General features: G+C 68.2%; 24 protein-coding genes. 16 read left to right on the top strand and 8 right to left on the bottom strand.

Features of this window, described 5'->3' with window-relative positions:
• Nucleotides 1-21 precede the first annotated feature (21 nt).
• On the top strand, nt 22-1,545 hold the full coding sequence (locus EV138_RS34055) for a CPBP family intramembrane glutamic endopeptidase (protein ID WP_133984206.1): 1,524 nt from the start codon (nt 22-24) through the stop codon (nt 1,543-1,545).
• Between the two features lie 40 nt (nt 1,546-1,585).
• Entirely contained in the window at nt 1,586-2,311 is a 726-nt protein-coding gene (locus tag EV138_RS34050; protein ID WP_133984204.1) for an HAD family hydrolase, read from the top strand.
• Between the two features lie 42 nt (nt 2,312-2,353).
• Here EV138_RS34050 and EV138_RS34045 read toward each other — a convergent pair whose 3' ends face one another.
• The 4 genes from EV138_RS34045 to EV138_RS34030 form a co-directional block, all read right to left on the bottom strand.
• Nucleotides 2,354-2,935 carry a dihydrofolate reductase family protein gene (locus tag EV138_RS34045; RefSeq protein ID WP_133984200.1) on the bottom strand — a complete coding sequence of 194 codons (582 nt, stop codon included), beginning with the start codon at nt 2,933-2,935 and terminating at the stop codon, nt 2,354-2,356.
• Nucleotides 2,936-2,999: 64 nt separating this feature from the next.
• Nucleotides 3,000-3,839 carry an AraC family transcriptional regulator gene (locus tag EV138_RS34040; protein ID WP_238158553.1) on the bottom strand — a complete coding sequence of 280 codons (840 nt, stop codon included), beginning with the start codon at nt 3,837-3,839 and terminating at the stop codon, nt 3,000-3,002.
• A 191-nt stretch (nt 3,840-4,030) separates the two neighbouring features.
• The gene (locus EV138_RS34035) at nt 4,031-4,990 is read right to left on the bottom strand and encodes a sigma-70 family RNA polymerase sigma factor (RefSeq protein WP_112239847.1); all 960 of its coding nucleotides are present in this window, start codon (nt 4,988-4,990) and stop codon (nt 4,031-4,033) included.
• A 428-nt stretch (nt 4,991-5,418) separates the two neighbouring features.
• Nucleotides 5,419-7,491 carry a S9 family peptidase gene (locus EV138_RS34030; RefSeq protein ID WP_133984198.1) on the bottom strand — a complete coding sequence of 691 codons (2,073 nt, stop codon included), beginning with the start codon at nt 7,489-7,491 and terminating at the stop codon, nt 5,419-5,421.
• Nucleotides 7,492-7,589: 98 nt separating this feature from the next.
• On the opposite strand from EV138_RS34030, the gene EV138_RS34025 reads away from it, so the two are divergent.
• Nucleotides 7,590-8,351 (top strand): phytanoyl-CoA dioxygenase family protein, encoded by a 762-nt coding sequence (locus tag EV138_RS34025; RefSeq protein WP_133984196.1) that lies wholly within the window; start codon nt 7,590-7,592, stop codon nt 8,349-8,351.
• Between the two features lie 6 nt (nt 8,352-8,357).
• Here the strand turns inward: EV138_RS34025 and xth are convergent, their stop codons facing one another.
• Together xth and EV138_RS34015 are read right to left on the bottom strand one after the other, a co-directional pair.
• Nucleotides 8,358-9,161, bottom strand: a complete 804-nt coding sequence (xth, locus tag EV138_RS34020) for an exodeoxyribonuclease III (protein ID WP_133984194.1) — start codon at nt 9,159-9,161, stop codon at nt 8,358-8,360.
• A 135-nt stretch (nt 9,162-9,296) separates the two neighbouring features.
• Entirely contained in the window at nt 9,297-9,857 is a 561-nt protein-coding gene (locus EV138_RS34015) for a TetR/AcrR family transcriptional regulator (RefSeq protein WP_238158552.1), read from the bottom strand.
• A 247-nt stretch (nt 9,858-10,104) separates the two neighbouring features.
• On the opposite strand from EV138_RS34015, the gene EV138_RS34010 reads away from it, so the two are divergent.
• Genes EV138_RS34010 through EV138_RS33990 form a run of 5 tightly spaced genes read left to right on the top strand, consistent with a single transcriptional unit; the run spans nt 10,105 to nt 14,128 of the window.
• A complete protein-coding gene (locus EV138_RS34010; RefSeq protein WP_133984190.1) occupies nt 10,105-10,989 on the top strand; it encodes an SDR family oxidoreductase in 885 nt (294 codons plus the stop codon).
• The gene (locus tag EV138_RS34005; RefSeq protein ID WP_133984187.1) at nt 10,986-12,146 is read left to right on the top strand and encodes a saccharopine dehydrogenase family protein; all 1,161 of its coding nucleotides are present in this window, start codon (nt 10,986-10,988) and stop codon (nt 12,144-12,146) included. Before EV138_RS34010 ends, EV138_RS34005 begins: the two co-directional genes overlap by 4 nt.
• Nucleotides 12,147-12,150: 4 nt before the next feature.
• Nucleotides 12,151-13,011 carry an alpha/beta fold hydrolase gene (locus EV138_RS34000; RefSeq protein WP_133984184.1) on the top strand — a complete coding sequence of 287 codons (861 nt, stop codon included), beginning with the start codon at nt 12,151-12,153 and terminating at the stop codon, nt 13,009-13,011.
• A complete protein-coding gene (locus EV138_RS33995) occupies nt 13,008-13,400 on the top strand; it encodes a YccF domain-containing protein (RefSeq protein ID WP_133984182.1) in 393 nt (130 codons plus the stop codon). The genes EV138_RS34000 and EV138_RS33995 overlap by 4 nt, the downstream gene beginning before the upstream one ends.
• The gene (locus tag EV138_RS33990; protein WP_133984180.1) at nt 13,397-14,128 is read left to right on the top strand and encodes an MBL fold metallo-hydrolase; all 732 of its coding nucleotides are present in this window, start codon (nt 13,397-13,399) and stop codon (nt 14,126-14,128) included. Before EV138_RS33995 ends, EV138_RS33990 begins: the two co-directional genes overlap by 4 nt.
• Before the next feature lie 107 nt (nt 14,129-14,235).
• On the opposite strand, the gene EV138_RS33985 is transcribed toward EV138_RS33990, so the two are convergent.
• Nucleotides 14,236-14,784 carry a hemerythrin domain-containing protein gene (locus tag EV138_RS33985; RefSeq protein WP_202867041.1) on the bottom strand — a complete coding sequence of 183 codons (549 nt, stop codon included), beginning with the start codon at nt 14,782-14,784 and terminating at the stop codon, nt 14,236-14,238.
• A 99-nt stretch (nt 14,785-14,883) separates the two neighbouring features.
• Here EV138_RS33985 and ddaH point away from each other — a divergent pair, with 99 nt between their 5' ends.
• Nucleotides 14,884-15,651 carry a dimethylargininase gene (gene ddaH, locus EV138_RS33980; protein ID WP_133984178.1) on the top strand — a complete coding sequence of 256 codons (768 nt, stop codon included), beginning with the start codon at nt 14,884-14,886 and terminating at the stop codon, nt 15,649-15,651.
• Here the strand turns inward: ddaH and EV138_RS33975 are convergent.
• On the bottom strand, nt 15,631-17,043 hold the full coding sequence (locus EV138_RS33975; protein ID WP_133984176.1) for a DNA polymerase IV: 1,413 nt from the start codon (nt 17,041-17,043) through the stop codon (nt 15,631-15,633). The two genes, ddaH and EV138_RS33975, sit on opposite strands and share 21 nt — an antisense overlap.
• Here EV138_RS33975 and EV138_RS33970 point away from each other — a divergent pair.
• The 7 genes from EV138_RS33970 to EV138_RS33940 all read left to right on the top strand — a co-directional run bounded on the left by EV138_RS33970 (nt 17,035) and on the right by EV138_RS33940 (nt 23,425).
• On the top strand, nt 17,035-17,910 hold the full coding sequence (locus EV138_RS33970; RefSeq protein ID WP_133984174.1) for an MBL fold metallo-hydrolase: 876 nt from the start codon (nt 17,035-17,037) through the stop codon (nt 17,908-17,910). The genes EV138_RS33975 and EV138_RS33970 overlap by 9 nt on opposite strands.
• 129 nt (nt 17,911-18,039) lie before the next feature.
• A complete protein-coding gene (locus EV138_RS33965; RefSeq protein ID WP_133984172.1) occupies nt 18,040-19,518 on the top strand; it encodes a glutamate-cysteine ligase family protein in 1,479 nt (492 codons plus the stop codon).
• Nucleotides 19,519-19,779: 261 nt separating this feature from the next.
• Nucleotides 19,780-20,208 (top strand): universal stress protein, encoded by a 429-nt coding sequence (locus tag EV138_RS33960; RefSeq protein WP_112247498.1) that lies wholly within the window; start codon nt 19,780-19,782, stop codon nt 20,206-20,208.
• Nucleotide 20,209: 1 nt separating this feature from the next.
• Entirely contained in the window at nt 20,210-20,827 is a 618-nt protein-coding gene (locus EV138_RS33955) for an HhH-GPD-type base excision DNA repair protein (protein WP_202867040.1), read from the top strand.
• A gap of 266 nt (nt 20,828-21,093) precedes the next feature.
• Nucleotides 21,094-22,425 (top strand): RNA polymerase sigma factor, encoded by a 1,332-nt coding sequence (locus EV138_RS33950; RefSeq protein ID WP_133984168.1) that lies wholly within the window; start codon nt 21,094-21,096, stop codon nt 22,423-22,425.
• A gap of 10 nt (nt 22,426-22,435) precedes the next feature.
• Nucleotides 22,436-22,702 (top strand): DUF6412 domain-containing protein, encoded by a 267-nt coding sequence (locus tag EV138_RS33945; protein WP_133984166.1) that lies wholly within the window; start codon nt 22,436-22,438, stop codon nt 22,700-22,702.
• Between the two features lie 48 nt (nt 22,703-22,750).
• Nucleotides 22,751-23,425, top strand: a complete 675-nt coding sequence (locus tag EV138_RS33940; protein WP_133984164.1) for a YidC/Oxa1 family membrane protein insertase — start codon at nt 22,751-22,753, stop codon at nt 23,423-23,425.
• Nucleotides 23,426-23,446: the final 21 nt, after the last annotated feature.

The following is a 23,446-nucleotide window of genomic DNA, read 5'->3' as shown; positions in this document are numbered from 1 at the left end:
CCGATCTCATAGAGTCACGCCATGGACGCGCACCAAGGCCCGCCACCACCGCCCGACCAGCCCGCCGCGGGTTCCCCACCCGATCCGCCGGATCGGCGGGGAGCCGACGAGGCCGGCGCTGGTGAGGTGCGAGCTGTGGACGGTGGGTCGGCGGGGGAGCGCCCGCCGGGTTTCTGGTCGCCGGAGCAGCCGCCGCCGTGGGGCAGCCCACCGCAGCAACCGGCTGCGTATCCGATGAACCCACACCAGCAGTCCAATCCCTATCAACACCCCGGCCCACCACCTTGGCCCCAACAGAACCCGTCGCAATACGACCAACCCCCGGGTCAACCGCAGTACAGCCCTGAGCAGGGGCAACCGGGGCACGGCCAACCACCGGCGCAACCGGGGTACGGGCAGGCGCCGGGGCAACCCGGGTACGGGCAGGCGCCGGGGCAACCCGGGTACGGGCAACCGCCTTACGGGCAGGCATCGGGGCAACCGGGATATTGGCAACCGCCGTACGGGCTGGCGCCGGGGCAACCGCCGTACGGGCAGCCGCAGTACGGGCCGCAGTACGGGCAGGTGGGGTTCGGGGTGCGGGGGCCGGTGGAGCCTCGGATTGTGGCGGCGCCGGCGGGGGAGCCGTTTCATCGGTTGGCGCGGACTGCGAAGTTCAGGTGGTGGCGGCCGCTGGCCGGTACTGCGCTGCTGGTTGTCATCGCGCTGTTTCTCACTGTCGCCGTCCTCATCGCCTGGGAGGTCGTGCACCGCATCGTGGCGGGCGACTTCACCGTGCCCGAGGGCAACACGCTGTTCCCGAACACGACCGAGGATCTCGCCGCCCAGTTGGTGATGCTCGGCATCCTCACGCCCGCTGTGCTGCTGGTCGTGTGGGTAGTTCAGCGCCGCCCTGCCTGGAGTGTCGCCTCCGTACAGAACCGGCTGAGATTGCGCTGGCTCGCGCTCTGCTGCCTGCCCGCACTCGGCTACCTCGCGCTCTCGTACGTGCTGAGCCTGGCGACCGACGCGATCTTCCCGGGCGCCGATACCGACACCTCGGACTCCGGTTCCTGGGTCGGATTGAGCGCGTTCCTCGTCTCGGCCGTGCTGATCCTCTTGCTGGTGCCGTTCCAGTCCGCGGCCGAGGAGTTCTTGTTCCGCGGGTGGCTGGTGCAGGCAGTGGGCTCGTACGGACCGGCCGGCGACAGCGTGGTGAAGCGGATCCTGCGCTCGCCCTGGCCGGCACTGGTGATCAGCAGCGCGGCGTTCGTCTCCGCGCACGGGTACACCGGATGGGCGATGGCCGACATCTTCCTGTTCGCGATGACGGCCGGCTGGCTGGCGATCCGCACCGGGGGACTGGAGGCGGGGATCGCGTTGCACACGATGAACAACCTGTTCGCGTTTTTGTTGCCTGCGGCAATGGGTCAGCTGGACGGCTGGTCGAACCAGGGCGGCGCCCCGTGGACGTTGCTGGTCAGCGACATCCCGTCCCTGGTGTTCTACGCGTACGCCGTCCTGTGGCTGGCCAAGCGGCAGAAGATCGCCACGGTGAGCGGATAACCGGAGGAGATTGTCGGCGCCGTCTGGCAATCTATCCGCCGTGACGAACGTGAAGAACGAACCGATCGAGGCCGTGCTGTTCGACTGGGGCGGGACGCTGGCGACCTGGCACGACATCGACCTGCACGATGTCTGGCGGTCCGTGGCGACGGTGATCGACGAGACCCGGGCCGAGGAGCTGGCGAAGCGACTCGTCGAGGCCGAGGGATCGATCTGGCTGCGGTCCCGGGACGAGCACCTGAGCAGCACCCTGGAGGAGGTGTGCCTGCTGGCCGAGGTGGAGCTGACGCCGGCCGCGCTGGCGGAGTACGAGCGTCAGTGGCAGCCGCACACGGAGCTGGAGCCCGACGCGATCGAGACGCTGCAGGCGCTGCGGGATCGCGGACTGAAGATCGGCATCCTGTCGAACACGATCTGGTCCCGGCAGCGACACGAGGACATCTTCGCGCGCGACGGCGTCCTGGAGTTGATCGACGGGGCCGTCTACACCAGCGAGGTGCCGTGGACGAAGCCGCACCCGGAGGCGTTCCGCGCGGCGATGCAGGCGGTCGAGATGGCCGAGCCCGCCCGGTGCCTGTTCGTGGGCGACAGGCTGTTCGACGATGTCTGGGGTGCGCAGAACGTCGGCATGCGAGCCGCTCACATCCCGCACAGTGCGATCCCCACCAACCAGATCGGCCACACCGAGGGCGTCCCGGACGCCACCGTCCACCGCCTCGCCGAACTCCCCACCTTGATCGACACCTGGAACAACCACGCCGCCTGAAACCGGCGATCTTGCCGCAGGTGAGGTGCTAGGGCGGATCGGTCAACGACGCGTCCGATAGCGCAGGTGAAGCACCCGGTTGCCCTGAATGACCACGTCCGGATCCTCCAGCAGGTGCTGCGCGTCGACCGCCCCGAAGTAGCGCTTGCCGGACCCGAACACGACCGGTACGACGTCCATGCGCACCTCGTCGACCAGACCCGCGGCAAGCACCTGGCCACCGACGTCGCCGGCGGCGACCTCGACGACGCGGTCACCGGCAAGCTCCTGGGCCTTGGCCACGGCTGCCTCGACGCCGTCGACGAAGTGGAACGGCGCCTGGGGGTCCCACCCCTCGGGCGCCGGTCGGTGCGTCACGACGACCATATGGTCCATCCCGCCCGGAGGCTTCCCGTCCCAGCCGTCGGTCAGGTCGAAGACGTGCCGCCCGACGACTGTCACGCCGATTTCGTCCCAGTACGGCCGGATGTAGTCGTAGGACGTCTGCGACACCTTCAGCACGCCGCTGTCGTCCAACGGGACGTCACCGCTGGTCAGCCAGTCGAACAGCGGTCCGGGCTGGTCGTTCCCGTCCGCGACGAAGCCGTCGACCGACACCGAGCTGTACATGACCACCTTGCCCACCGGGCTCTCCTCTGTTCGGGGTCACTCAAATTAGCGGGTTGTGGGCTGTCGTTCTTGTAAGAAATCAATCGACCGGCAGTGGCCAGCCGTCCATCGCGTGGCCGGGATGTTCGCGCAGGAACCGACGCCGGACTTCGACGTACCGGGTCGGCGTAAGTCCGGTGAAGTCCCGGAACTCGTGGCCGAAGTGGGCTTGGTCGAAGTAGCCCGCGCCGCCGGCGAGGTCGCCCCAGTCGATCGGGCCGGCGGGGTTGATCGCGAAGACGGTGGTGGCGAAGCGGTAGGTGCGAGCGAGCCGCTTCGGCGTAACGCCGATGAGCTCCTTGAACCGTTGTGCCAGGTGAGTACTGCTGACACCGGCTGCCACGCTCAGGTCGCGGATCGCCACCGCGCCGCGGGTCGCCGCGATGACTCTGCTCGTCTGGCGAACCAGGCCCAGGCCGGCGGTCTCGCACAGCCGTCGCATCAGCTCCTCCTCGAGCAGCGTCAGCATCTCGTGCGGTCCGTCCGCCGAGGCCAGTCGATCTTGCAGCTCAGCAATGGCGGGTCTGCCCCAAACCTGCTCTATCGTCACCGGCCGGTCGCACAGCTCGGCCGCGGGCATCGGCAAGAACTGCGCCGGCCCCCACGGCTTGAAGTGGATGCCGACGGACCGGGTCCGAGGTGGGTAGCCGAACTCCAGCGCGCGGGTGGGCGTGGTGACCACGCATCCGTCGGCGTACTCGGCCGTCTCGATGTCGCCGCCGGCGCGGATGCGGAACGGCGCCCCGAGGTTGACGATGAGCAGCGCCCCAGGCATCGGCGGAAGCATCAGACGGGCGTACGGCGGAGAACCCTCCAGGTAGTAGAGGTCGTCGATCAGCCTGTCCAGCGGGGGTCGCGGCACCCTCGACACGTACTCCACGCCCACAGCATCGCCGACAACGCACGCCGGGATCCAGATCGACGGCCTGGAACGCCTTGGACATCCGGCTTTCGCGCGAGTTCGGCGTACGAGGCGGTCCGGCTTGAGGGTCCGGATACGAGCGAACCCCCGGGCCGCTGGTGCGGCTCGGGGGTCCTGTGGGGTTCAGTGGCTGGCGCCGGGGCTCGGGATCAGGCGGCCAGGGTCGGGTCGGCGAGTCGGCGCAAGCGGCCGAGGGCCTCTCGCTCGATCTGCCGCACCCGCTCGGCCGAGATGCCGTGCACCGCGCCGATGTCGGCGAGCTTCGCCTGCCGGCCGTCGTGCAGCCCGTACCGGCGCCGGATGACGTCGGCCGACCTCGGGTCGAGCTGGTCGACCAGGCTGAACAGTCCGGACCGGTCGGAGGCGTCGGCCACCAGCTGGTCGGGCCCGGGCGCGGTCTCGGCCGCGATCAGGTCGCCCAGCGAGGTCTCACCCTCGTCGTCGATCGGGTTGTCCAGGCTGATGTGGTCCCGGCCGATCCGGATCAGGTCGGTGACCCGCTCCACGTCCAGGTCCAGCTCGGCCGCGATCTCGTCGAGCTCCGGCTCCCGCCCGAGCTTGCGCTCCAGCGTGCGCCGGGCGGACCCGATCTGGTTCAGCTGCTCCACCACGTGCACCGGCAGCCGGACCACTCGGGCCTGCTGCGCGATACCGCGGGTGATCGCCTGCCGCACCCACCAGGTCGCGTACGTCGAGAACTTGAATCCCTTGCGGTAGTCGAACTTCTCCACCGCGCGGATCAGGCCCGTGTTGCCTTCCTGGACCAGGTCCAGGAGCGGCATCTGGGACCGTCCGTAGCGGCGGGCGATCGAGACCACCAGCCGGAGGTTCGCGGTCACGAACCGCTGCTGCGCGCGCTGGCCCTCTTCGGCCAGCCACTCCAGCTCTTCCTCCGTCGCATATTTGGGCGCTCCGCCCTTCTTGCGTCCAACCCGCCCCTCGGCCAGCAGTTGCTCCGCGAGGAGACCTGCCTCGACCGTCTCAGCGAGCTCGACTTCTTCTTCAGCGGTCAGCAAAGGAGTGCGAGCGATCTCTTCGAGGTAGAGACCGACGCTGTCCTTGCCGTCGATACCGTCGTCCGTTGACCGGACACGAGCCATGCGAGCCACCGAAACTCCCTTCGTCGTTACATGGAGAGCAACGCTCGAGTGAGGTTCAAGATTCCACGATGAGTGTGTAAACAGCCTGAACGTTCCCTGAGATTTCCCGGCACCGTTCTTCAGTGGCAACTCAGCGTGGATCCCACGAGCGAACCGGGTTTGCGCGCCTGCGCCGCCTGCTGCGCGGATTCGGCTTCATCTGCTGGGTTTCCGCCCCGAGGACGCCGAAGCCGCATCATTGGTTGACTCCCGGCGACCATTGTTCTGTCAGCGATTCGGCTGCCGAAATGTGTTGCAGCACACACCAGCAAGACGTCCCGCCGTGGACAACGCATCCGGTACCCGGGACCTTCCCGGGAAAACGGAACTTGTGCAAGGCAGCGCAAAGCCCCGAGAGGCCGACAGACCTTTCGGGGCTTTCGCTGGATTTGCGGTGGTCAGGCCAGCCCGAGAACGTCCAGTTCCCAGGCGTACTGGAACGCCAGCTCCCGCCAGGCGTCGTACCGGCCGCTGCGGCCGCCGTGCCCGGCTTCCATCTCGGTCTTCAGCAGTACGTCGACGTCGCCGGTCGCCGTCGCTCGCAGCTTGGCCACCCACTTGGCCGGTTCGACGAAGAAGACCCGGGTGTCGTTCAGGCTGGTGATCGCGAGGATCCGCGGGTACTGCTGGGCGGTCACGTTCTCGTACGGCGAGTAGGACTTCATGTACTCGTAGACCTCGCGGTCCTCGAGCGGGTTACCCCACTCCTCCCACTCGATCACCGTCAACGGCAGCGACGGGTCCAGGATCGTCGTCAGCGCGTCCACGAACGGCACCTGGGCGATCACCCCACCGAACGCCTGCGGTGCCAGGTTCGCCACCGCGCCCATCAGCAGGCCGCCGGCGCTGCCGCCGTGGGCCACCAGTCGCTCGGGCCGGGTCCAGCCGTCCTTGACCAGGTGCTCGGCACACGCGATGAAGTCGGTGAAGGTGTTGCGCTTGGTCAGCGTCTTCCCGTTGTCGTACCAGTGCCGGCCCATCTCCCCGCCACCACGGATGTGTGCGATCGCGAACACCACGCCGCGATCGAGCAAGGACAGCCGCGCGATCGAGAACCACGGGTCGATCGACGACTCGTACGAGCCGTAGCCGTACAGCTCGACCGGCGCGTTGCCGTCCTTCGCGACGTCCTTGCGCGCCACGATCGAGATCGGCACCTGCGTCCCGTCGGGTGCCGTCGCCCATTCCCTGTACTGCGTGTAGTCGCTCAGGTCGACCCCGCCGAGCACGGGCTGCTGCTTGAGCAACCGGCGTTCCCCGGTCAGCACGTCCACGTCGTACGTCGTGGACGGTGTCACCAGCGACGTGTAGCCGAACCGGTAGCGGGTGTCGTGCCACTCGTCGTTGCGGCCGGGGGAGACCGTGTAGATCGGCTCGCCGAACGTGAGAGCCTCCGGAGCACTGAAGACCGACCCGTCGCGGCGCATGATCGCGAGCTCGGTGAGTGCGTTCCGGCGGCGGTACAGGATCACGTGGTCGGCGAACGCGTCGACGCCGAGCAGCCGGCTCGACTCGTCGCCCTCGATCAGGGTGGTCCAGTCACCGGGTGCGTCCAGGGAGGCGGTCGCGAGGGAGAAGTTCGCCGCGTCGGCGTTGTGCGTGATCAGCAACTGGTCGCCCGCGTGCTCGACGTCGTACTCGACACCTTCGCGCCGGGGCGCGACGACGACCAGGTCGCCGGTCGGGTCGTTGGCGTCGAGCAGCCAGACCTCGCTGGTCAGCTTGCTCCCCAGGCTGATCATGATCGCCTGCTCGTTGCGGGTCAGGTCGACGCCGACCCAGAACCGCTCGTCCGGCTCCTCCAGCACCAGCACGTCGTCGGACTCGCCGAGGGTGTGACGCCAGATCTGGTGCGGCCGCCACGCGTCGTCGACCTTCGTGTAGAAGATGGTCGAGCCGTCGGCGGACCAGGCCGAGCCGTAGTGCACCTCGGGCAGCTCGTCCGGCAGCAGTTCGCCGGTGCTCAGGTCCTTGATCCGCAAGGTGAAACGCTCGTCGCCGGTCAGGTCGGTCGAGTAGGCGAGCAGCCGGCCGTCCGGGGACACGTCGACGGTGCCGAGCGAGAAGAACTCCGAGTCGCCCGCGACCTCGTTCCCGTCGAGCAGCACCTCTTCGCCGGGGATCTCCCCCTCGGTCGCCGGCGGTTCGTCGCCGTCCACCTTCACCCGGCAGCTGATCGCGTACTGCTTCCCCTCGACCGTGCGGGTGTAGTACCAGTACCCGCCGCGCCGGGCCGGCACGCTCAGGTCGGTCTGCAGGGTGCGGTCGGAGATCTCGGTGAAGATTGCCTCGCGCAACGATTCGAGATGCGCGGTCCGGGCCTCGGTGTAGGCGTTCTCGGCGCGCAGGTAGTCCAGTACCTCGTCGTCGCTCTTGTCCCGCAGCCACTCGTAGTCGTCGACGAACGTGTCGCCGTGGTGGGTGCGTTCAACAGGCTTCTTCGCCGCGACCGGCGGCTTCAACTCGGACATGCGAGCGACATTACAGCGTCACCGCGGGCACCCGCGCGACTCCTGCTGACCGCCGAATATGAGTGGAGGGTTCTCCTCGATCGGTTCAGCATGGGGAGATGCTCAGTGACAGTCAGCTGGAGGAATTCACCCGGGACGGGATCGTGCGGATCCCCGCCGCGTTCTCGGCGGAGGACGCGAACCGGATGCGGAACGTGCTGTGGCGGGAACTCGGCGAGCTGTACGGGATGCGGCGCGACAATCGCAGTACGTGGGCCCCGGTACGACCGACGAATCTCGTCGCCAGCAAGAAGGACTCCGCGGCCAACGCGATCCTTGGGCCGCCGCTCCGGTCGGCGCTCGACCAACTGCTGGGTCCGGCCGGCTGGTCCGAGCCTCCTCATCAGGGCCAGGTCCTGGTGACACTGCCGACCGACGAGCCCTGGTCGTTACCGCATCGGCAGTGGCACACGGATGTCGGCTTCGAGATTCCGCAGGACGAACTGATCGGCGTCAAGGTCTGGGCGCTCCTGGGCGACCTCGAACCGGGTGGCGGTGGTACGCCGCAGGTCGCCGGCTCCCATCGGGTGATCGCCCGCTACCTGACCACCACCGAAGAACGCGACTTCAAGGCTGTCCGCGATCAGGTGCTGGCATCTCACCCGTGGTTCCGCCAGTTGACTCGCAAGGACAGGGCTGCCGACCTGGTGAGCGAGACGGACCTGGACGGGATCCCGGTCCGCGTGGTCGAGCTCGTCGGACAGGCAGGCGATGTCTACCTAACCCATCCTTGGGTGCTCCACTCGATCGCACCGAACGCCCGCGACACCCCACGGATGATGCGCAGCCGGATGATGTGGCGCAACGGGTGGCCGCGCTAGCGCCGCTCAGATCTCGTACGTCGCCACGACGGGCGCGTGGTCGCTCCAGCGTTCGGCGTACGTCGGGGCGCGGTGGATCACGCAGTCGGTCGCGCTCGCGGCCAACTGCGGTGAAGCGATCTGGTAGTCGATCCGCCAGCCGGCGTCGTTGTCGAAGGCCTTGCCGCGCCAGGACCACCAGGAGTACGGGCCGGGGCCCTCGCCCCCGAAGCGGCGGCCGAGGTCGACCCAGCCGGACTCGAAGAGCGAGTCGAGCCAGGCGCGTTCCTCGGGCAGGAAACCGCTCTTCTTCCGGTTCGCCTTCCAGGCCTTCAGGTCGACCTCGCGGTGGGCGATGTTCAGGTCGCCGCACATCAGCACGTGCCGTCCGTCGGCGCGGAGGGCGGTCAGCCGGTTCGTGATCGCGTCCAGGAACGCGTACTTCTCGGCCTGCCGCGGCGGAGTCTCGAACTCGCCGGTGAAGACATAGGTACTGATCGCCGAGAGCGTGTTCCCGTCGTCCAGGACGATCTCGGCCTCGACCCAGCGGCCGCAGCCCGCGAACCGCTCGGGCCCGGGGTCGACGGTCTCCAGTTTGATCGGCCGGCGACTCGCGATCGCGACGCCCGCGCGGCCCTTGCTGCCCTCGATCACCGGCTCGGCGTGCGCGATGTGCCAGTCGCCGCCGAGGTGATCCCGCAGTACTTCGTCGGTCGCCCGGACCTCCTGCATCAGCAGGATTTCCGGATCGGTCTGCTCGAGCCAGGCCGCCATCCCGCGCCGGTAGGCGGCCCGAATCCCGTTCACGTTCACCGTCGCAACCTTCAGCACGCGAGAACCCTAGCGGTCGGTCGCCGCCCTCAGCGCCAGGGAGCCGCCGGCGAACGCCTCGAAGACGTCCTGAGCGCCGAAACCACCGCTGGAGGTAGGACTGCCGGGAGAGCTGGAGGTACGACGGCCGGGAGATCAGACGGTGGTCAGGAGAGCCGCGAGGGAGCCTTCGCAGAGGTGTTCGAGGGTGTCGGGGGAGACGGTGGGGTTCTCGATCCAGGTGAGGAGGGTCTGCTCGACGTACCCCTGCCAGCCGTGGCACAGGAGTTCGACGGCCGGCGTCACCTCGGTTCCGGAGGCGGCGACGGCGTCGATGACCCAGCGGCTGAAAACCTGCCGGAGTTCCGTGTGGAGAGCGCGTACTGCGGGATCGCCGGCCGCCGACATCAGCAGGGTCGCCCGGTAGAGCTGGGGTGCCTCGAGGACCGCTCGGACGAAGGCCCGGATCCCGCTTCGCAGTTGCTCCTCGGGTGGCAGCGACAGGTCCGGCGCGGTCCGGAGCATGACTTCCGCGGCGGCTTCCTCGATCACGGCGTACTGGAACTTCTTCTTCGAGCCGAAGTAGTGGAACAGCAGAGCGGGGGAGACCTGCGCCTCGGCGGCGACCAGCTCGACCGTGAGTTCCCGATGCGGATCCGCTTCCAGCACCCGCCGCGCCGCATCCAGGATCTGACTCCGCCGCTCCTCCGGCCGCAACCGCGAAGACCGCTCCCCACCCTTCCCGCCAACCCCCAAATCGCCGGTCGCGGTAGCGGCGACCCCGGTCGCCTTTCTCCGCGGAGACCTAGCACCGTCCGCGCCTGCGGCTGTTCCGCCTGCGGCTGTTTCGCCTGGGGGGCTGCCGGCGGATTGCGGGGTGGCGTGGGTCATGGGAGCAGTCTATTGAGTAATAGCTCAATAAGCACTTACTGTTGAGTATCCACTCAACAGTCGGAGGTCGGCGATGGCGGGCAAGGTCGTACTCATCACAGGCGCGTCCCGGGGGATCGGTGCCGCCGTGGCCCGGAAACTGGCGAGCGAGGGCGCGACGCCGGCCCTGGTCGGGCTCGAACCGGACGAGCTGAAGAAGGTCGCCGAGGACTGTGGCCCCGACGCCGGCTGGTGGGAGGCCGACGTCACCGACCTGGAGTCTCTTCGGACCGCCGTCGAGGCGATTGCGGAGCGCTACGGGCGGATCGACGTGGTGATGGCGAACGCCGGGATCGCCGCGCCCGGCTTCACCCGCAGCATGGACCCGGCCGTCTGGGAGCGCGTTCTCGACGTCGACCTGTACGGCGTCTGGCGGACCGTCCACCTGACTCTTCCGCACCTGCTCGAGAGCAAGGGCTACCTGCTGCTGGTCTCGTCGCTGGCCGCGGTCGTGCACATTCCCGGCCTCGCGTCGTACAACGTCGCCAAGGCAGGCGTCGAGGCGATGGGCAACACCCTGCGAGCCGAGCTCAAGCACCTCGGCGTCGATGTCGGCGTCGCGCACATGACCTTCGTCGACACCGACATGGTGCGTGGCGTCGACGAGCACCCCGTCTTCGGCCGGGTCCGGACCGGCATCCCGCTGGCCAGCCGCGTCTACCCGCTGGACTTCGCCGTCGACAAGTTCGTCCAGGGCATCAAGAAGCGCTCGCGCGTCGTGCACGTACCGGGCTGGATCGGGCCGATGAAGATCTTCCGGTCCCTGATCCCGCACCTGGTCGAACTCGGCGCGCGCTTCAACGTGCCGAAGGCCGACCGCGCCGCACTGGCCGACATCGAGGCGCGTGGCGCCGCCGAATCCTCCCGCGCCTCGGGCGCCGGCGGCCGCGCCGACTCGGAGAAGGCCACCCGCCGATGACCGACGACCGCCAGTACGACGTCGTGCTGCTCGGCGCGACCGGCTTCACCGGCGAGCTCACCGCCGCCTACCTGGCCAAGCACGCGCCGGCCGAGTTGAAGTGGGCCCTGGCCGGCCGGAACAAGGCGAAACTCGAGGCGGTCCGCGAGAAGCTCGGCATCGATGTCGAGCTCGTCCTCGCCGACGTAGGCGACCCAGAAACGCTGAGAGCGCTCGCTGTGTCCACCCGGATCGTCGTGACGACGGTCGGCCCCTACGTCCGGTACGGCGAACCGCTGGTCGCCGCCTGCGCCGAGGCCGGTACCGACTACCTGGACCTGACCGGTGAGTCCGAGTTCGTCGACAAGATGTACGTCGCCTACCACGCGAAGGCGGTCGAAACGGGCGCGCGACTCATCCACTGCTGCGGCTTCGACTCGATCCCGTACGACCTGGGCGTCCAGTTCACCGTCGAGCAGTTGCCGGCCCGGGTGCCGATCCAGGTCGACGGTCTGCTCCGCGCCGGCGGCAAGCCGTCGAGTGGAACCTTCCACACCGCGATCACCGCGTTCTCCCGAGGCAAGCAGAACCTCGACGCCCACCGCGCCCGCCGCAAGGCCCAACCTCGTCCGGAAGGGCGTTCGGTGAAGCTGACGACCGGCACGATCCACCGGGCACAGGGTTTCTGGGCCGTCCCACTGCCGACCGTCGACCCGCAGATCGTTGCCTACTCCGCGAGTCTGCTCGACAGCTACGGACCCGACTTCCGGTACTCGCACTACGCCGCGGTCAAGCGTCTGCCGGTCGTTGCCGGCGGCATCGCGGGGCTCGGGTTGCTGGTGGCCGCCGCGCAGATCCCACCGGCCCGGAACGCCTTGCTGGCAAGGTTCAAAGCGGGTGACGGACCGAGCCCTGAGCGGCGCGCCAAGTCCTGGTTCAAGGCGCGCTTCGTCGGTTCCGGTGGCGGCAGGCGGGTGATCACCGAGGTGGCCGGTGGCGATCCCGGCTATGACGAGACCGCCAAGATGCTCGGTGAATGCGCTCTCTCGCTGGCGCTGGACGATCTCCCAGCGACTTCGGGCCAGACCACCACGGCGGCCGCGATGGGCCCAGCTCTGCGCGACCGGCTGGTCCGTGCCGGAATCACCTTCCGGGTGATCTCCACCGAGGAGTACTGAGTTCGTGCGGGTCACCTCGGCCGACGGCACCCGGATCGCGGTCTACGAGTACGGCGATCCGGCCGCGCCCGTCCTGATCTGCGTCCACGGCTACCCCGACAACGCCAACCTGTGGCAGCCCGTGGCGCGGCAACTCGCCGAACACTTCCACGTGATCACGTACGACGTCCGCGGCGCGGGGGAGTCGGATCATCCGCGTGGCCGGGCGGCGTACAAGCTCGATCGGCTCGAAGAGGACTTCGCGGCCGTGCTGGCCGCCGTGTCCCCGGACCAGCCGGTGCAGGTGCTCGCGCACGACTGGGGTTCGATCCAGTCGTGGCACTTCGTGACCAGCGAACGGCTGCGCGGGCGGATCACCTCGTACGTCTCGATCTCGGGGCCGTCGCTGGATCACGCCGGGTTCTTCCTGCGGAGCCGCCGGCCGGCCCGCGAGGTCATCGGACAGCTCCTGCATTCCTGGTACATCTTCTACTTCCAGTTGCCCTGGTTGCCCGAACACGGCTGGCGTAAGGGCTGGGCGGATCGGATCTTCAGCCGCCTGGAGTCCAGCGCCGGCGGAATGCCACCGGAACGCGGAGAGCGCTCCCTGGGAGACTTCGTGAACGGCCTGAATCTGTACCGCGCGAACGTCGTCCCGCGGCTGCTCCGGCCGGAGCAACGGCGAACCGACGTACCGGTGCTGGCCGTTTCTCCCGATCGGGATGCCTTCGTGACGACGCCGTTGCAGACCGACGTGTCCCGCTGGGCCCCGAACCTGAGCACGCAGGTGGTCAGGGGTGGCCACTGGTTGCCCCGGAACGATCCCGGACTCGTCGCCCGATTGACGCTGGAACACACCCGGCGGGTGGCAGGCTGGCAGGTATGAGAACGATCCTGAACCTGATCTGGCTGGTGCTCGCCGGTTTCTGGCTGGCGCTGGGCTATGTCGCCGCGGGGCTGATCTGCTGCGTCCTGATCATCACCATTCCCTTCGGCATCGCGTCCTTCCGGATCGCCGGGTTCGCGCTCTGGCCGTTCGGCCGGACCGTGGTCGACAAGCCGAGCGCCGGCGCCGGCTCCGTGCTGGGTAACGTGATCTGGGTGCTCGTCGCGGGCTGGTGGCTGGCGCTCGGTCACCTGGTCAGCGGCATCGCCTTGTGCGTCACCGTCATCGGCATCCCGCTCGGCCTGGCGAACTTCAAGCTGATCCCGATCTCGCTGCTGCCGCTGGGCAAGGACATCGTCTCCACCGACGAGGCGTTCGGCGCTCGATGAGATCGCTCACCGTCCTCGGCTCCTGCGGCGCGTGGCCCGAGCCGGGACGCGCTTGTGCCGGTTTCCTGCTCGAGTACGACGGGTTCAGGCTGGTCCTCGATCTCGGCTATGCGGCGCTGCCGCAGTTGCTGAAGTACTGCCCTGACGGCGAGGTCGACGCCGTCGTGGTCACTCATCAGCATCCGGATCACTGCGTCGACGTGAGCGCTCTCGCCCGCGTCCGCTACTACTCGGCCCCCGAGGAAGCCGCGATCCCGCTCTACTGCCCACCCGGAGTCCTGGACGTACTACGGGCGCTCGAGCCGCGTCCGGATCCGGCGACCGTGTTCGACGTGCACGATCTCGCCACGACCGAGGAGATCGGGCCGTTCCGCCTGGAGAGCGTGCTCTTGCCGCACTACGTCACCAACCTCGGCGTACGGCTGAGTGCGCCCGGACTCACCGTCGCCTACACCGGCGACAGCGGTCCGGCTCCCGAGCTGGGTCAGTTGTCCGCGGGCGCCGACCTTTACATCTCGGACGCAACCCTGCAAGGGGATTCGCCGACGACGACACCGCGTTACGTGATGACCGCAACCGAAGCCGGCGCAGGTGCGACTGCTGCGAAACGCCTTCTCCTGACCCATTTCTGGCCCGGCTCGGATCGCGCTCTCTCCGTTGCAGAGGCGCAGCAGACCTTCCCCGGCGAAGTCATCGCCGCCGAAGAAGGTCTCGTCATCCCGCTCTGACTTTCCTGCGACTTTGGGCGCGGGTCAGCCGCACTCACGCCGATTCCGGCGACTGACCCGCGCGCAGAGTCGCAGGACCAATCGCGACCGGACGTACGCAGTACAGCTCAGTTCTTCTGTGCAGTTTTCTTCTGTTCACTCTTCTTCTGGGCGGCTTCGACCAGTTTGCGGACGTTCTCGATCGAGCCGCAGCCGGCGTCGATCTGCCGGGCGCGTTCGGTAGCGAAGTCGGTACCGAGGCGAAGCCGGACCTCCTCGTCCACCTCGGTGCGGGCCGGATTGAGGATGTCGCGCTCTTCCTCGTCGAGGTGATGCGACAGCGCTTCGGACAGCTCGTGCGTCTTCTCGCTGAACTCCTCCGAACTGCTGTCCGTGACCTCCATCAACGCCAGCAGAGCCTCGTTGCCCTCGTCGTGTTCGTGCTCGGAGTGCTCGACCTCGTCGGAATCGATCGCCTGCTTCTTCCGCAGAGCGGGATACACCTTGGATTCCTCAGCTTCGGCGTGCGCGATCAGCACCGTCGCGAGATCGGCGAGCACCGCGTCGCGGTCGCTCCCGACGTCGCGGAGCTCGCGCATCGCTTCCTCGAACCAGCGGTGATCGGCAAGGATGACCTCGACCACGTCGCCACCGGTCTGCTGCAGGATCTTCGGCATTTCCACGTCCTTGTCTGTCGGGCCTGTTCGATCCAGGTACCCGCGATCCGCCCCCACATGCACGCAGAATTCGTCCGCGGCGACGGCTACTGTGCGCCCATGGCAACTATTCGTGCACTCGTCCGCCGTCCCGGCCCCCGCCTCGCCGAGGGCCTGATCACCCACATCGAACGCGTGCCGGTGGACGTCGGCCTGGCGGCCGGGCAATGGCAGGAGTACGTCGACGCGCTGACCGCCGCCGGCTGGGAATGTGTCGAGGTACCGCCGATCGACGACTGCTCGGACGGCGTGTTCGTCGAGGACACGATGGTCGTCTTCGGCGACCTCGCGGTGATCGCCAGAGCCGGTGCGGACGAGCGACGCCCGGAAGCGGCCGAAGCCGAGCGCGCCGTCGCCGCCCAGGGGTACCGGATCGAGCACATCAGCGAGCCCGGCACACTCGACGGTGGCGATGTGCTCAAGATCGGCTCGACCGTGTATGCCGGACTGGGCGGCCGGACGAACCAGGCGGGGATCGATCAACTCCGCACCTTCCTGGAACCCCTCGGCGCGCAGGTCGTCGCCGTACCGGTCAGCAAGGTGCTGCACCTCAAGTCGGCCGTGACCGCGCTTCCGGACGGCACGGTCATCGGGTACGAACCTCTGGTCGACGACCCGGCCGCGTTCCCGAAGTACCTGGCCGTCCCCGAAGAGGCCGGTGCCCACGTCGTGCTGCTGGGGGAGAACCGGCTGCTGATGGCAGCCTCGGCGCCGAGATCCGCCGACCTCTTCACCGAGCTGGGCTATCAGGTCCACGTCGTCGACATCAGCGAGTTCGAGAAACTCGAAGGCTGCGTGACCTGTCTGTCAGTCCGCCTGCGCGGCTGAGATCTCCGGACCTGAGATCTCCGGCTCCGGCGTCTCCGGCACCGGCGTCTCCGGGGCTGAATCCTTCGCGGCTACATCGTCCGGCGGCCTCCGCTCGAGCCGGCGGAGCTCAGGGTCCTCGATCGCGAAGCTCCGCACCGGGCCGGCCGGCGTCTCGGCGGTCTCGAAGCGGACCGTCACCACACCGCGGCCCGACCCCCAGACCCAGCCTTCGCCGTACGTCGTGTGCACGACGTCCTGCCCCGGGTAGTACCCCGACAGCCGCTCGCGCGGGCGCTCCGGCAGCTCGACGAGCTCGAGCGGGACCTCCTCGTTCTCGCTTTCGGTGAAGAGATCGTCCTGGATCCAGTCGGCCAGCGACGAGACCCCGACACCGAGCAGCCGGATGCCGCCGGAGACGTCACTGTCGTCCAGCAGCCGCCGTGCGACGCGGGCGATCACTCGCGGGTCGTCGGTCGGCCCGGCCAGCGTCGACGAACGGGTGTGCGTGGTGAAGTCGTGCATCCGGGTCTTGACCGTCACCGTGCGCCCTGACAGTTGCGCCTTCTGCAGCCGCTCGGAGACCCGGTGCGCCATCCGGTCACTGATTGCCGTCAGCAACGATCTGTCCAGCAGGTCGGTCTCGAAGGTGTCCTCGACGCTGACCGACTTGGTCTCCCGGTCGCTCACCACCGCCCGGTCGTCCGCCGCGACCGCCAGCCGATGCAGGCTGCTGCCGTGCGCCGAGCCGACCTGCCGGATCAGCTCGTCCTCGCCCAGCTGCTGCAGCTCGGCCACGGTCCGCACTCCGGCCATGCTGAGCCGCTGCGCGGTCGCCGGGCCGACTCCCGGGATCACCGTCACCTGCATCGGCGCGAGAAACTCCGCTTCGGTCCCCGGTGGGACGACGACGACACCGTCGGGCTTGTCCAGATCGCTCGCGATCTTCGCGATCAGCTTCGACGTCCCCGCACCGACGGACGCGGTCAGGCCGCCGCTCGCCTCCTTGATCGCCGCCTTCAGGTCGTTCGCGATCGCCGTCACGTCCTCGACGGTCAGGCCGGTCAGCCCGGAAGCGGTCAGATCGACGAACGCCTCGTCCAGCGAGAGCGGCTCCACCAGCGGGGACAGCGCCCGCATCTGCGCCATCACGGCCTGGCTGGTCTCCCGGTACACCTCGAAGCGGGGTCCCAGGTACGCCGCGTGCGGGCACCGCGATCGCGCCTCCGCGGTCGACATCGCCGACCGTACGCCGTACTTGCGCGCCTCGTAGGACGCGGTCGAGACGACGCCGCGCAGGCCGATGCCGCCGACCACGACGGGTTTGCCGCGTAGCGAGGGTTTGTCCCGCTGCTCGACCGCCGCGAAGAAGGCGTCGAGGTCGACGTGAAGGATGGACGGATCATGACGCACGTGCCAAGTGTCCCCGGCGTCACCGACAATTCGGAGATGACCAGCTTTCCGCCGCAGTGGGACGACGGCACGACTGCCGACAGCGCCGAGCACCAGGTCCACTGGTACGACGAACGCACGGTGATCATCCGGCAGGCGCTGCGGACCAACTTCGAAGGTCCGTTCATCTATCTGTTGCTCGGCTCGGAGCGCGCTCTCCTGCTCGACACCGGCACCGGCCACGCCGACCTCCGCAAGGTGGTCGACGAGTTGCTCGACGGCCGCGACCTGGAGCTGGTGGTCGCGCACACCCACGGCCACGGCGATCACGTCGGCGGCGACAACCAGTTCGCAACACCTGGAAGTGAAGGCAAGGAAGGCAAGCGGCGCATTCGCGTGGTGGGGAAGTCGGCGGAGGAGGTGGCGGAGTACTTCGGGATCTCGGCCTGGCCCGACGAGGTGGTGGAGTTCGATCTCGGTGATCGCGTGCTGGACGTCGTACCGATTCCTGGGCATCACCCTTCGCACCTGGCGTTCTACGACCGTTCGACGCAGTTGCTGCTGACCGGGGACTCGCTCTATCCGGGCCGGCTCTACGTCTTCGACTGGCCGGCGTACCGGGCGAGCATCGCGCGACTGGCCGCATTCGTTGCCGCCGGCAAACCGGTCCGCCTCGTCCTCGGCACGCACATCGAGATGAGTCAGGAGCCGGGTGTCGATTTCGGGTTCGGGTCGGACCGCCACCCGGGTGAACACCAGCTACAGCTGGCGCCGGAGGCGCTGACCGAGCTCGCCGAGGCGCTCGAACAGGCCGGCGACACCCCGCGCCGGATCGTCCGCGACGACTTCATCGTCTTCCCGCTCTCACCGGCCGGTGAGCCGCTGTAGAACGCGGGGGCGCCGGCGGACGGCGTACCACCTGGTGAACGGCGACGCGATCCAGGTCACACGAAAGGCAGGGTTCAGGCAGACTGAGGCCAGGTACCGGAGGCGCAGTAACCGACAGCGGAGGCGCAGATGGGCGAGGAAGTCGACCGGGTCGAATTCACCCGGGCGGATCGGACCGCGTTCCGCGATCAGGTCCATCGCAATCTGGACGCGTTCGCCCGGATGTTGCGCGAGGCGCGATTCGACGCCGAGCGGCCGATGACCGGGATCGAGATCGAGCTGAACCTGGTCGACGAGAACTGCGACCCGGCGTTCAAGAACGCCGAGGTGCTGAACGCGATCGAGGACGACGCGTTCCAGACCGAGCTCGGCCGGTTCAACATCGAGATCAACGTCCCGCCGGGCCAGATCGACGGCACCGGCCTGGAGGTGATGGAGAAGTCCATCCGCGACAGCCTCAACGCGGCCGAGGACAAGGCCGCCCGCACCGGTTCGAAGATGGTGGTCGTCGGGATCCTGCCGACGCTGATGCTGCAGCACATCTCGCGCGAGGCGATCAGCGCCAACCCGCGGTACACGCTGCTGAACGACCAGGTCTTCCAGGCCCGCGGCGAGGACGTGCAGATCGCGATCGACGGGATCGAGCGGCTGCAGGTGACCGCGGACAGCATCCTGCCCGAAGCCGCCTGTACGTCGACGCAGTTCCATCTCCAGGTGACGCCCGAGGCCTTCCCGCGGTACTGGAACGCCGCGCAGGCGATCTCCGGCGTGCAACTCGCGGTCGGCGCCAACTCGCCGTTCCTGTTCGGCAAGGAATTGATGCGGGAGACCCGGATCGCTCTGTTCGAGCAGGCCGCCGACACCCGCACGCACGAGTTGAAGACGCAGGGGGTCCGGCCGCGGGTGTGGTTCGGCGAACGCTGGATCACCTCGATCTTCGACCTGTTCGAGGAGAACTCGCGGTACTACCCGGCACTGTTGCCGGTGACCTCGGACGAGGACCCGATCGCCGTCCTGGATCGCGGCGACACCCCGGCTCTTTCGGAGCTTCGCCTGCACAACGGGACGATCTACCGCTGGAACCGCCCGGTGTACGACGTTGTCCGGGAGAAGCCGCATCTGCGGGTGGAGAACCGGGTGCTGCCCGCCGGGCCGACGGTCGTCGACACGATGGCCAACGGCGCCTTCTACTTCGGCCTGGTTCGCGCACTGGCCGACGACGAACGGCCGATCTGGTCGCAGATGTCGTTCAGCGCCGCGGAGGAGAACTTCCACGAGGCGGCCCGCCAGGGCATCGACGCCGAGGTCTTCTGGCCCGGCGTCGGTACGGCGCGCGCGACCGAGCTCGTACTGCGGCGCCTGCTGCCGTTGGCGTCGCAGGGGCTGGACTCCTGGGGTGTCGACGCGGCGGTCCGCGATCGCCTGCTCGGCATCATCGAACAGCGCTGCCTGACCAACCGCAACGGCGCTTCCTGGCAGGCCGACGAGTTCCACCGCTTGTATACCAAGGGATCGCACGGTCGGCGCGACGCGCTGCGCGGCATGCTCAGCCGCTATCGCGAGCACATGCACGAGAACACGCCGGTGCACGAATGGCCGATCGACTGAACCGGTTAGCCAACCAGACAACGTAGGACACCGCGACGCTTGCGCAACTTGCCTTCGGCAACGGGGTTAGAACCCGGCGACGGGGGTATGCAGGGGTGAACCAGACGGCGTGCCGCGCCTCGTGTTTCGGGCACAACTGCCGGAGGGTCACGGATGCGACACAGGTGGTGCATTTCCACAGATGCCGACGCGGGTTCAGGGCAGTATCGTTCGGAACGGGTCGACCGTGTGGTGGAAGACACCCGGAGGTGAGGCAAGTCGATGACGACCATCGTCGTGGGGTATGTCCCGAAGTCCGAGGGGCGCGCCGCGCTCAGACGGGCGGCGGAGGAGGCGAAGCTACGCGACGCCAAGCTGGTGGTGGTGAACTCGCACCGGGGCGGACGCAGCTTCGACAGCGACGAGGCCGCGGCGAGTGACGCCGCGTTGACGGAGGTACGGGAGCAGCTCGACTCGACCGGCGTGCCGTACGAGGTACGGCAACTGGTGCGTGGACTCGACCCGGCGGAGGACCTGGTGGCCGTCGCCGAGCAGGTGCACGCGGAGTTCATCGTGATCGGCCTGCGGCGCCGGTCCCCGGTCGGCAAGCTCATCCTCGGCAGCAACGCGCAACGGGTGCTGCTCGACGCTCCGTGTCCGGTGCTGGCCGTCAAGGCCGAGCCTGAGTTGTCTGATGGGGAGGAGGACTGAGGTGACTTCGACACGCAGCAAGAAGCTGTGCCTCGCGCAGCAGCCCGACGCCGACGAGATGCTGAGCCGGGACCCTTTCGCGTTGCTGGTCGGGATGCTGCTGGACCAGCAGATCCCGATGGAGCGGGCATTCGCCGGTCCGGTCGCGATCGCCCAGCGGATGGATGGCCCGTTCGACCCGTCCACGGTCGCCGCCTACGACCCGGACGGTTTCGTCGAGGTGGTGGCCGGTCCGCCGGCCGTGCACCGGTTCCCGACCGCGATGGCGGCCCGGATCCAGACGCTGGCCAAGCACCTGGACGAGGAGTACGGCGGTAACGCCTCGGCCGTCTGGGCCGACGTGAAGTCCGGCGACGACCTGCTCGCCAGGCTGTCCGCGCTGCCCGGCTTCGGCGCGCAGAAGGCCAAGATCTTCGTCGCGCTGCTCGGCAAACAACTGAAGGTGCGGCCGCGGGGCTGGCGGGAGGCGTCCGAGCCGTACGGCGAGGACGGCGCCTACAAGTCCGTCGCGGACGTCATCGACGTGGCCTCCCTGGTGAAGGTGCGTCAGTTCAAGATGGAGCAGAAGGTCGAGAAGCGCGTGGTGGCGCGGCCGATGCGGCAGACCAGGAACAGTTGAACCCTGAAGTACAAGCCGGCTGAACCGGCGCGCCCAGGCGTCGGTTCGGTAACGGATCTCCTGCCTGCAGGCCGTTTCGCAGCGTTTCGCAGCGTGATGACGCGCCAGCACGGGGGGCGTGGAACGGTTGGGCTTGGCTCGCGGATTACAATGGAGTGTTGCTGCCGCCTGACCAGCGAGCCGCCACCAAAATCATGGCATGACAACGCTGTATTAGTAGTACCAGTAACCCTGCAGACTGCACATCGTCAGACGAGAGGTAATTCGTGTCGTCCAGCTCGTCCGAGAACCTTCCCGCCGAGTCCGGCCGGGCCGTGGCCGCCACCGCCCGCAGCACGGCTCCGAGGACCAGCGCCAGAGTAACCGAACCTGCCGCCAAGAAGGCCCCCGTGAAGAAGGCCGCTGCCGCGGCCACCAAGGCTGCTGTGTCCACCAAGGAGGACGGTATTCCCGCCGCGAAGAAGGCCGCCGCCAAGAAGGCGCCGGCGAAGAAGGCCGTGTCCGAGGCGGGTCTGGCTGTCGACCCGAAGACCGGTAAGCCGCGTGCGCTCGACGAGGTCGACGAGTCGGACTTCTCCCCGGAGGCTGTGAAGCCGCTGGAGAAGGAGCTCAGCGAGAGCGAGGGCTTCGTCGTCTCCGAGGCCGACGAGACCGACGAGCCCGAGCAGCAGGTGATGGTCGCCGGTGCGACGGCCGACCCGGTCAAGGACTACCTGAAGCAGATCGGCAAGGTCCCGCTGCTGAACGCCGAGCAGGAGGTCGAGCTCGCCAAGCGGATCGAGGCCGGCCTGTTCGCCGAGGAGCAGATCGGCGACGAGGCCACCAAGCTCAAGGACAAGGTCAAGGACGAGTACGAGTGGATCTCGGAGGACGGCCGCCGGGCGAAGAACCACCTGCTCGAGGCCAACCTGCGACTGGTCGTCTCGCTGGCCAAGCGCTACACCGGCCGCGGCATGCTGTTCCTGGACCTGATCCAGGAGGGCAACCTCGGTCTGATCCGTGCGGTCGAGAAGTTCGACTACACCAAGGGCTACAAGTTCTCCACCTACGCGACCTGGTGGATCCGGCAGGCGATCACCCGGGCGATGGCCGACCAGGCCCGCACCATCCGGATCCCGGTGCACATGGTCGAGGTCATCAACAAGCTGGCCCGGGTGCAGCGTCAGATGCTGCAGGACCTCGGTCGCGAACCCACTCCGGAAGAGCTCGCCAAGGAGCTCGACATGACCCCGGAGAAGGTCATCGAGGTGCAGAAGTACGGTCGCGAGCCGATCTCCCTGCACACCCCGCTTGGCGAGGACGGTGACTCCGAGTTCGGTGACCTGATCGAGGACTCCGAGGCGATCGTGCCGGCCGAGGCCGTCTCGTTCACCTTGCTCCAGGAGCAGCTGCACGCCGTACTGGACACGCTGTCCGAGCGGGAGGCCGGCGTCGTCTCGATGCGCTTCGGTCTGACCGACGGCCAGCCGAAGACCCTGGACGAGATCGGCAAGGTGTACGGCGTGACGCGCGAGCGGATCCGCCAGATCGAGTCCAAGACGATGTCGAAGCTGCGGCACCCGTCGCGCTCGCAGGTGCTGCGGGACTACCTCGACTGATGGCGCTCTGATGGGCAGGGGCTTCGCCGGCGTCTGGACGCTGGTGATCCCTGCCCTCGGACCCGACACGGGTCTCCTGGCCGCCGCCGTGCTCACGGCGGCGGCCGCTTTGTTCGCCGTACTGCTCGTCTCCCGCGCCGCCGCGAGCCGCCCGACGGCCGCACCACTGCTCGCCCGCGCCACCGCTTTGCGTGAGTCCACCCGCAAGGCCGCGTACCTCCCACTCCGCGACCCCGACGCGCCCGGCCGGCCGCGCCCACGAGCACCGGGAAGGTAGCCGAGTTCTCTCGCTACCTCATCCCTTTCTCACTCGTGGAGCTTCGTCATGCCTGCTTTCCTCGACGTGCCCGTCAGCGGCGCGTACCACCTGGTCCTCTGGATCGCCCAGACCTTCGAACCCCTCACCGGCCCGTACTCCGCCGCGCTGGCGATCGTGGCCTGCACAGTGGCCGTCCGTCTCGCCCTCCTCCCACTCAGCATCCGCGCTGCTCACGGGACGAAGTCCCGCACAGCCCTCCTTCCGCAACTGAAGGAGATCTCCGAGCGGCACAAGGGCGATCCGGAGCGGCTGAATCGGGAGATCGCCGCGCTCCAGGCGGAGTCCGGCTCGGTGTTCGCCGGCTGCCTGCCGACGCTTGCTCAGCTGCCGTTCTTCTGGGTGATGTACCGCTTGTTCTCCACTGCAGTCGTGGCTGGTCAGTCGAACCAGTTGCTCAGCGGCACCTTGTTCGGTGCGCCGCTCGGCGTGCACTGGCCGCTGCTCACCTCGACGCCCGTGTACCTCGGCCTCGCCGTACTGCTTGCTGTGGTTGCCTACTTCTCGGCTCGCTGGCAGGCTCGGTCGGCTGATACTCAGCCGAGCGGACTTGTGGGGCAGCTGACCCGAGTACTGCCGTACGGCACGCTCGCCACCGCCGCCTTCATCCCGCTGGCCGCAGGACTTTACCTGCTCACCACGACGACCTGGACGGTTGCCGAGCGCGCGATCTTGTCGCGGTAGCAGTCGGTTCCTGGGACTCGA

Origin of the sequence: Kribbella voronezhensis, assembly GCF_004365175.1 — a bacterium.
Classification (GTDB): Bacteria; Actinomycetota; Actinomycetes; order Propionibacteriales; family Kribbellaceae; genus Kribbella; species Kribbella voronezhensis.
The sequence above is the reverse complement of the archived record's forward strand: the minus strand, read 5'-3'. Positions and strand labels throughout refer to the sequence as shown.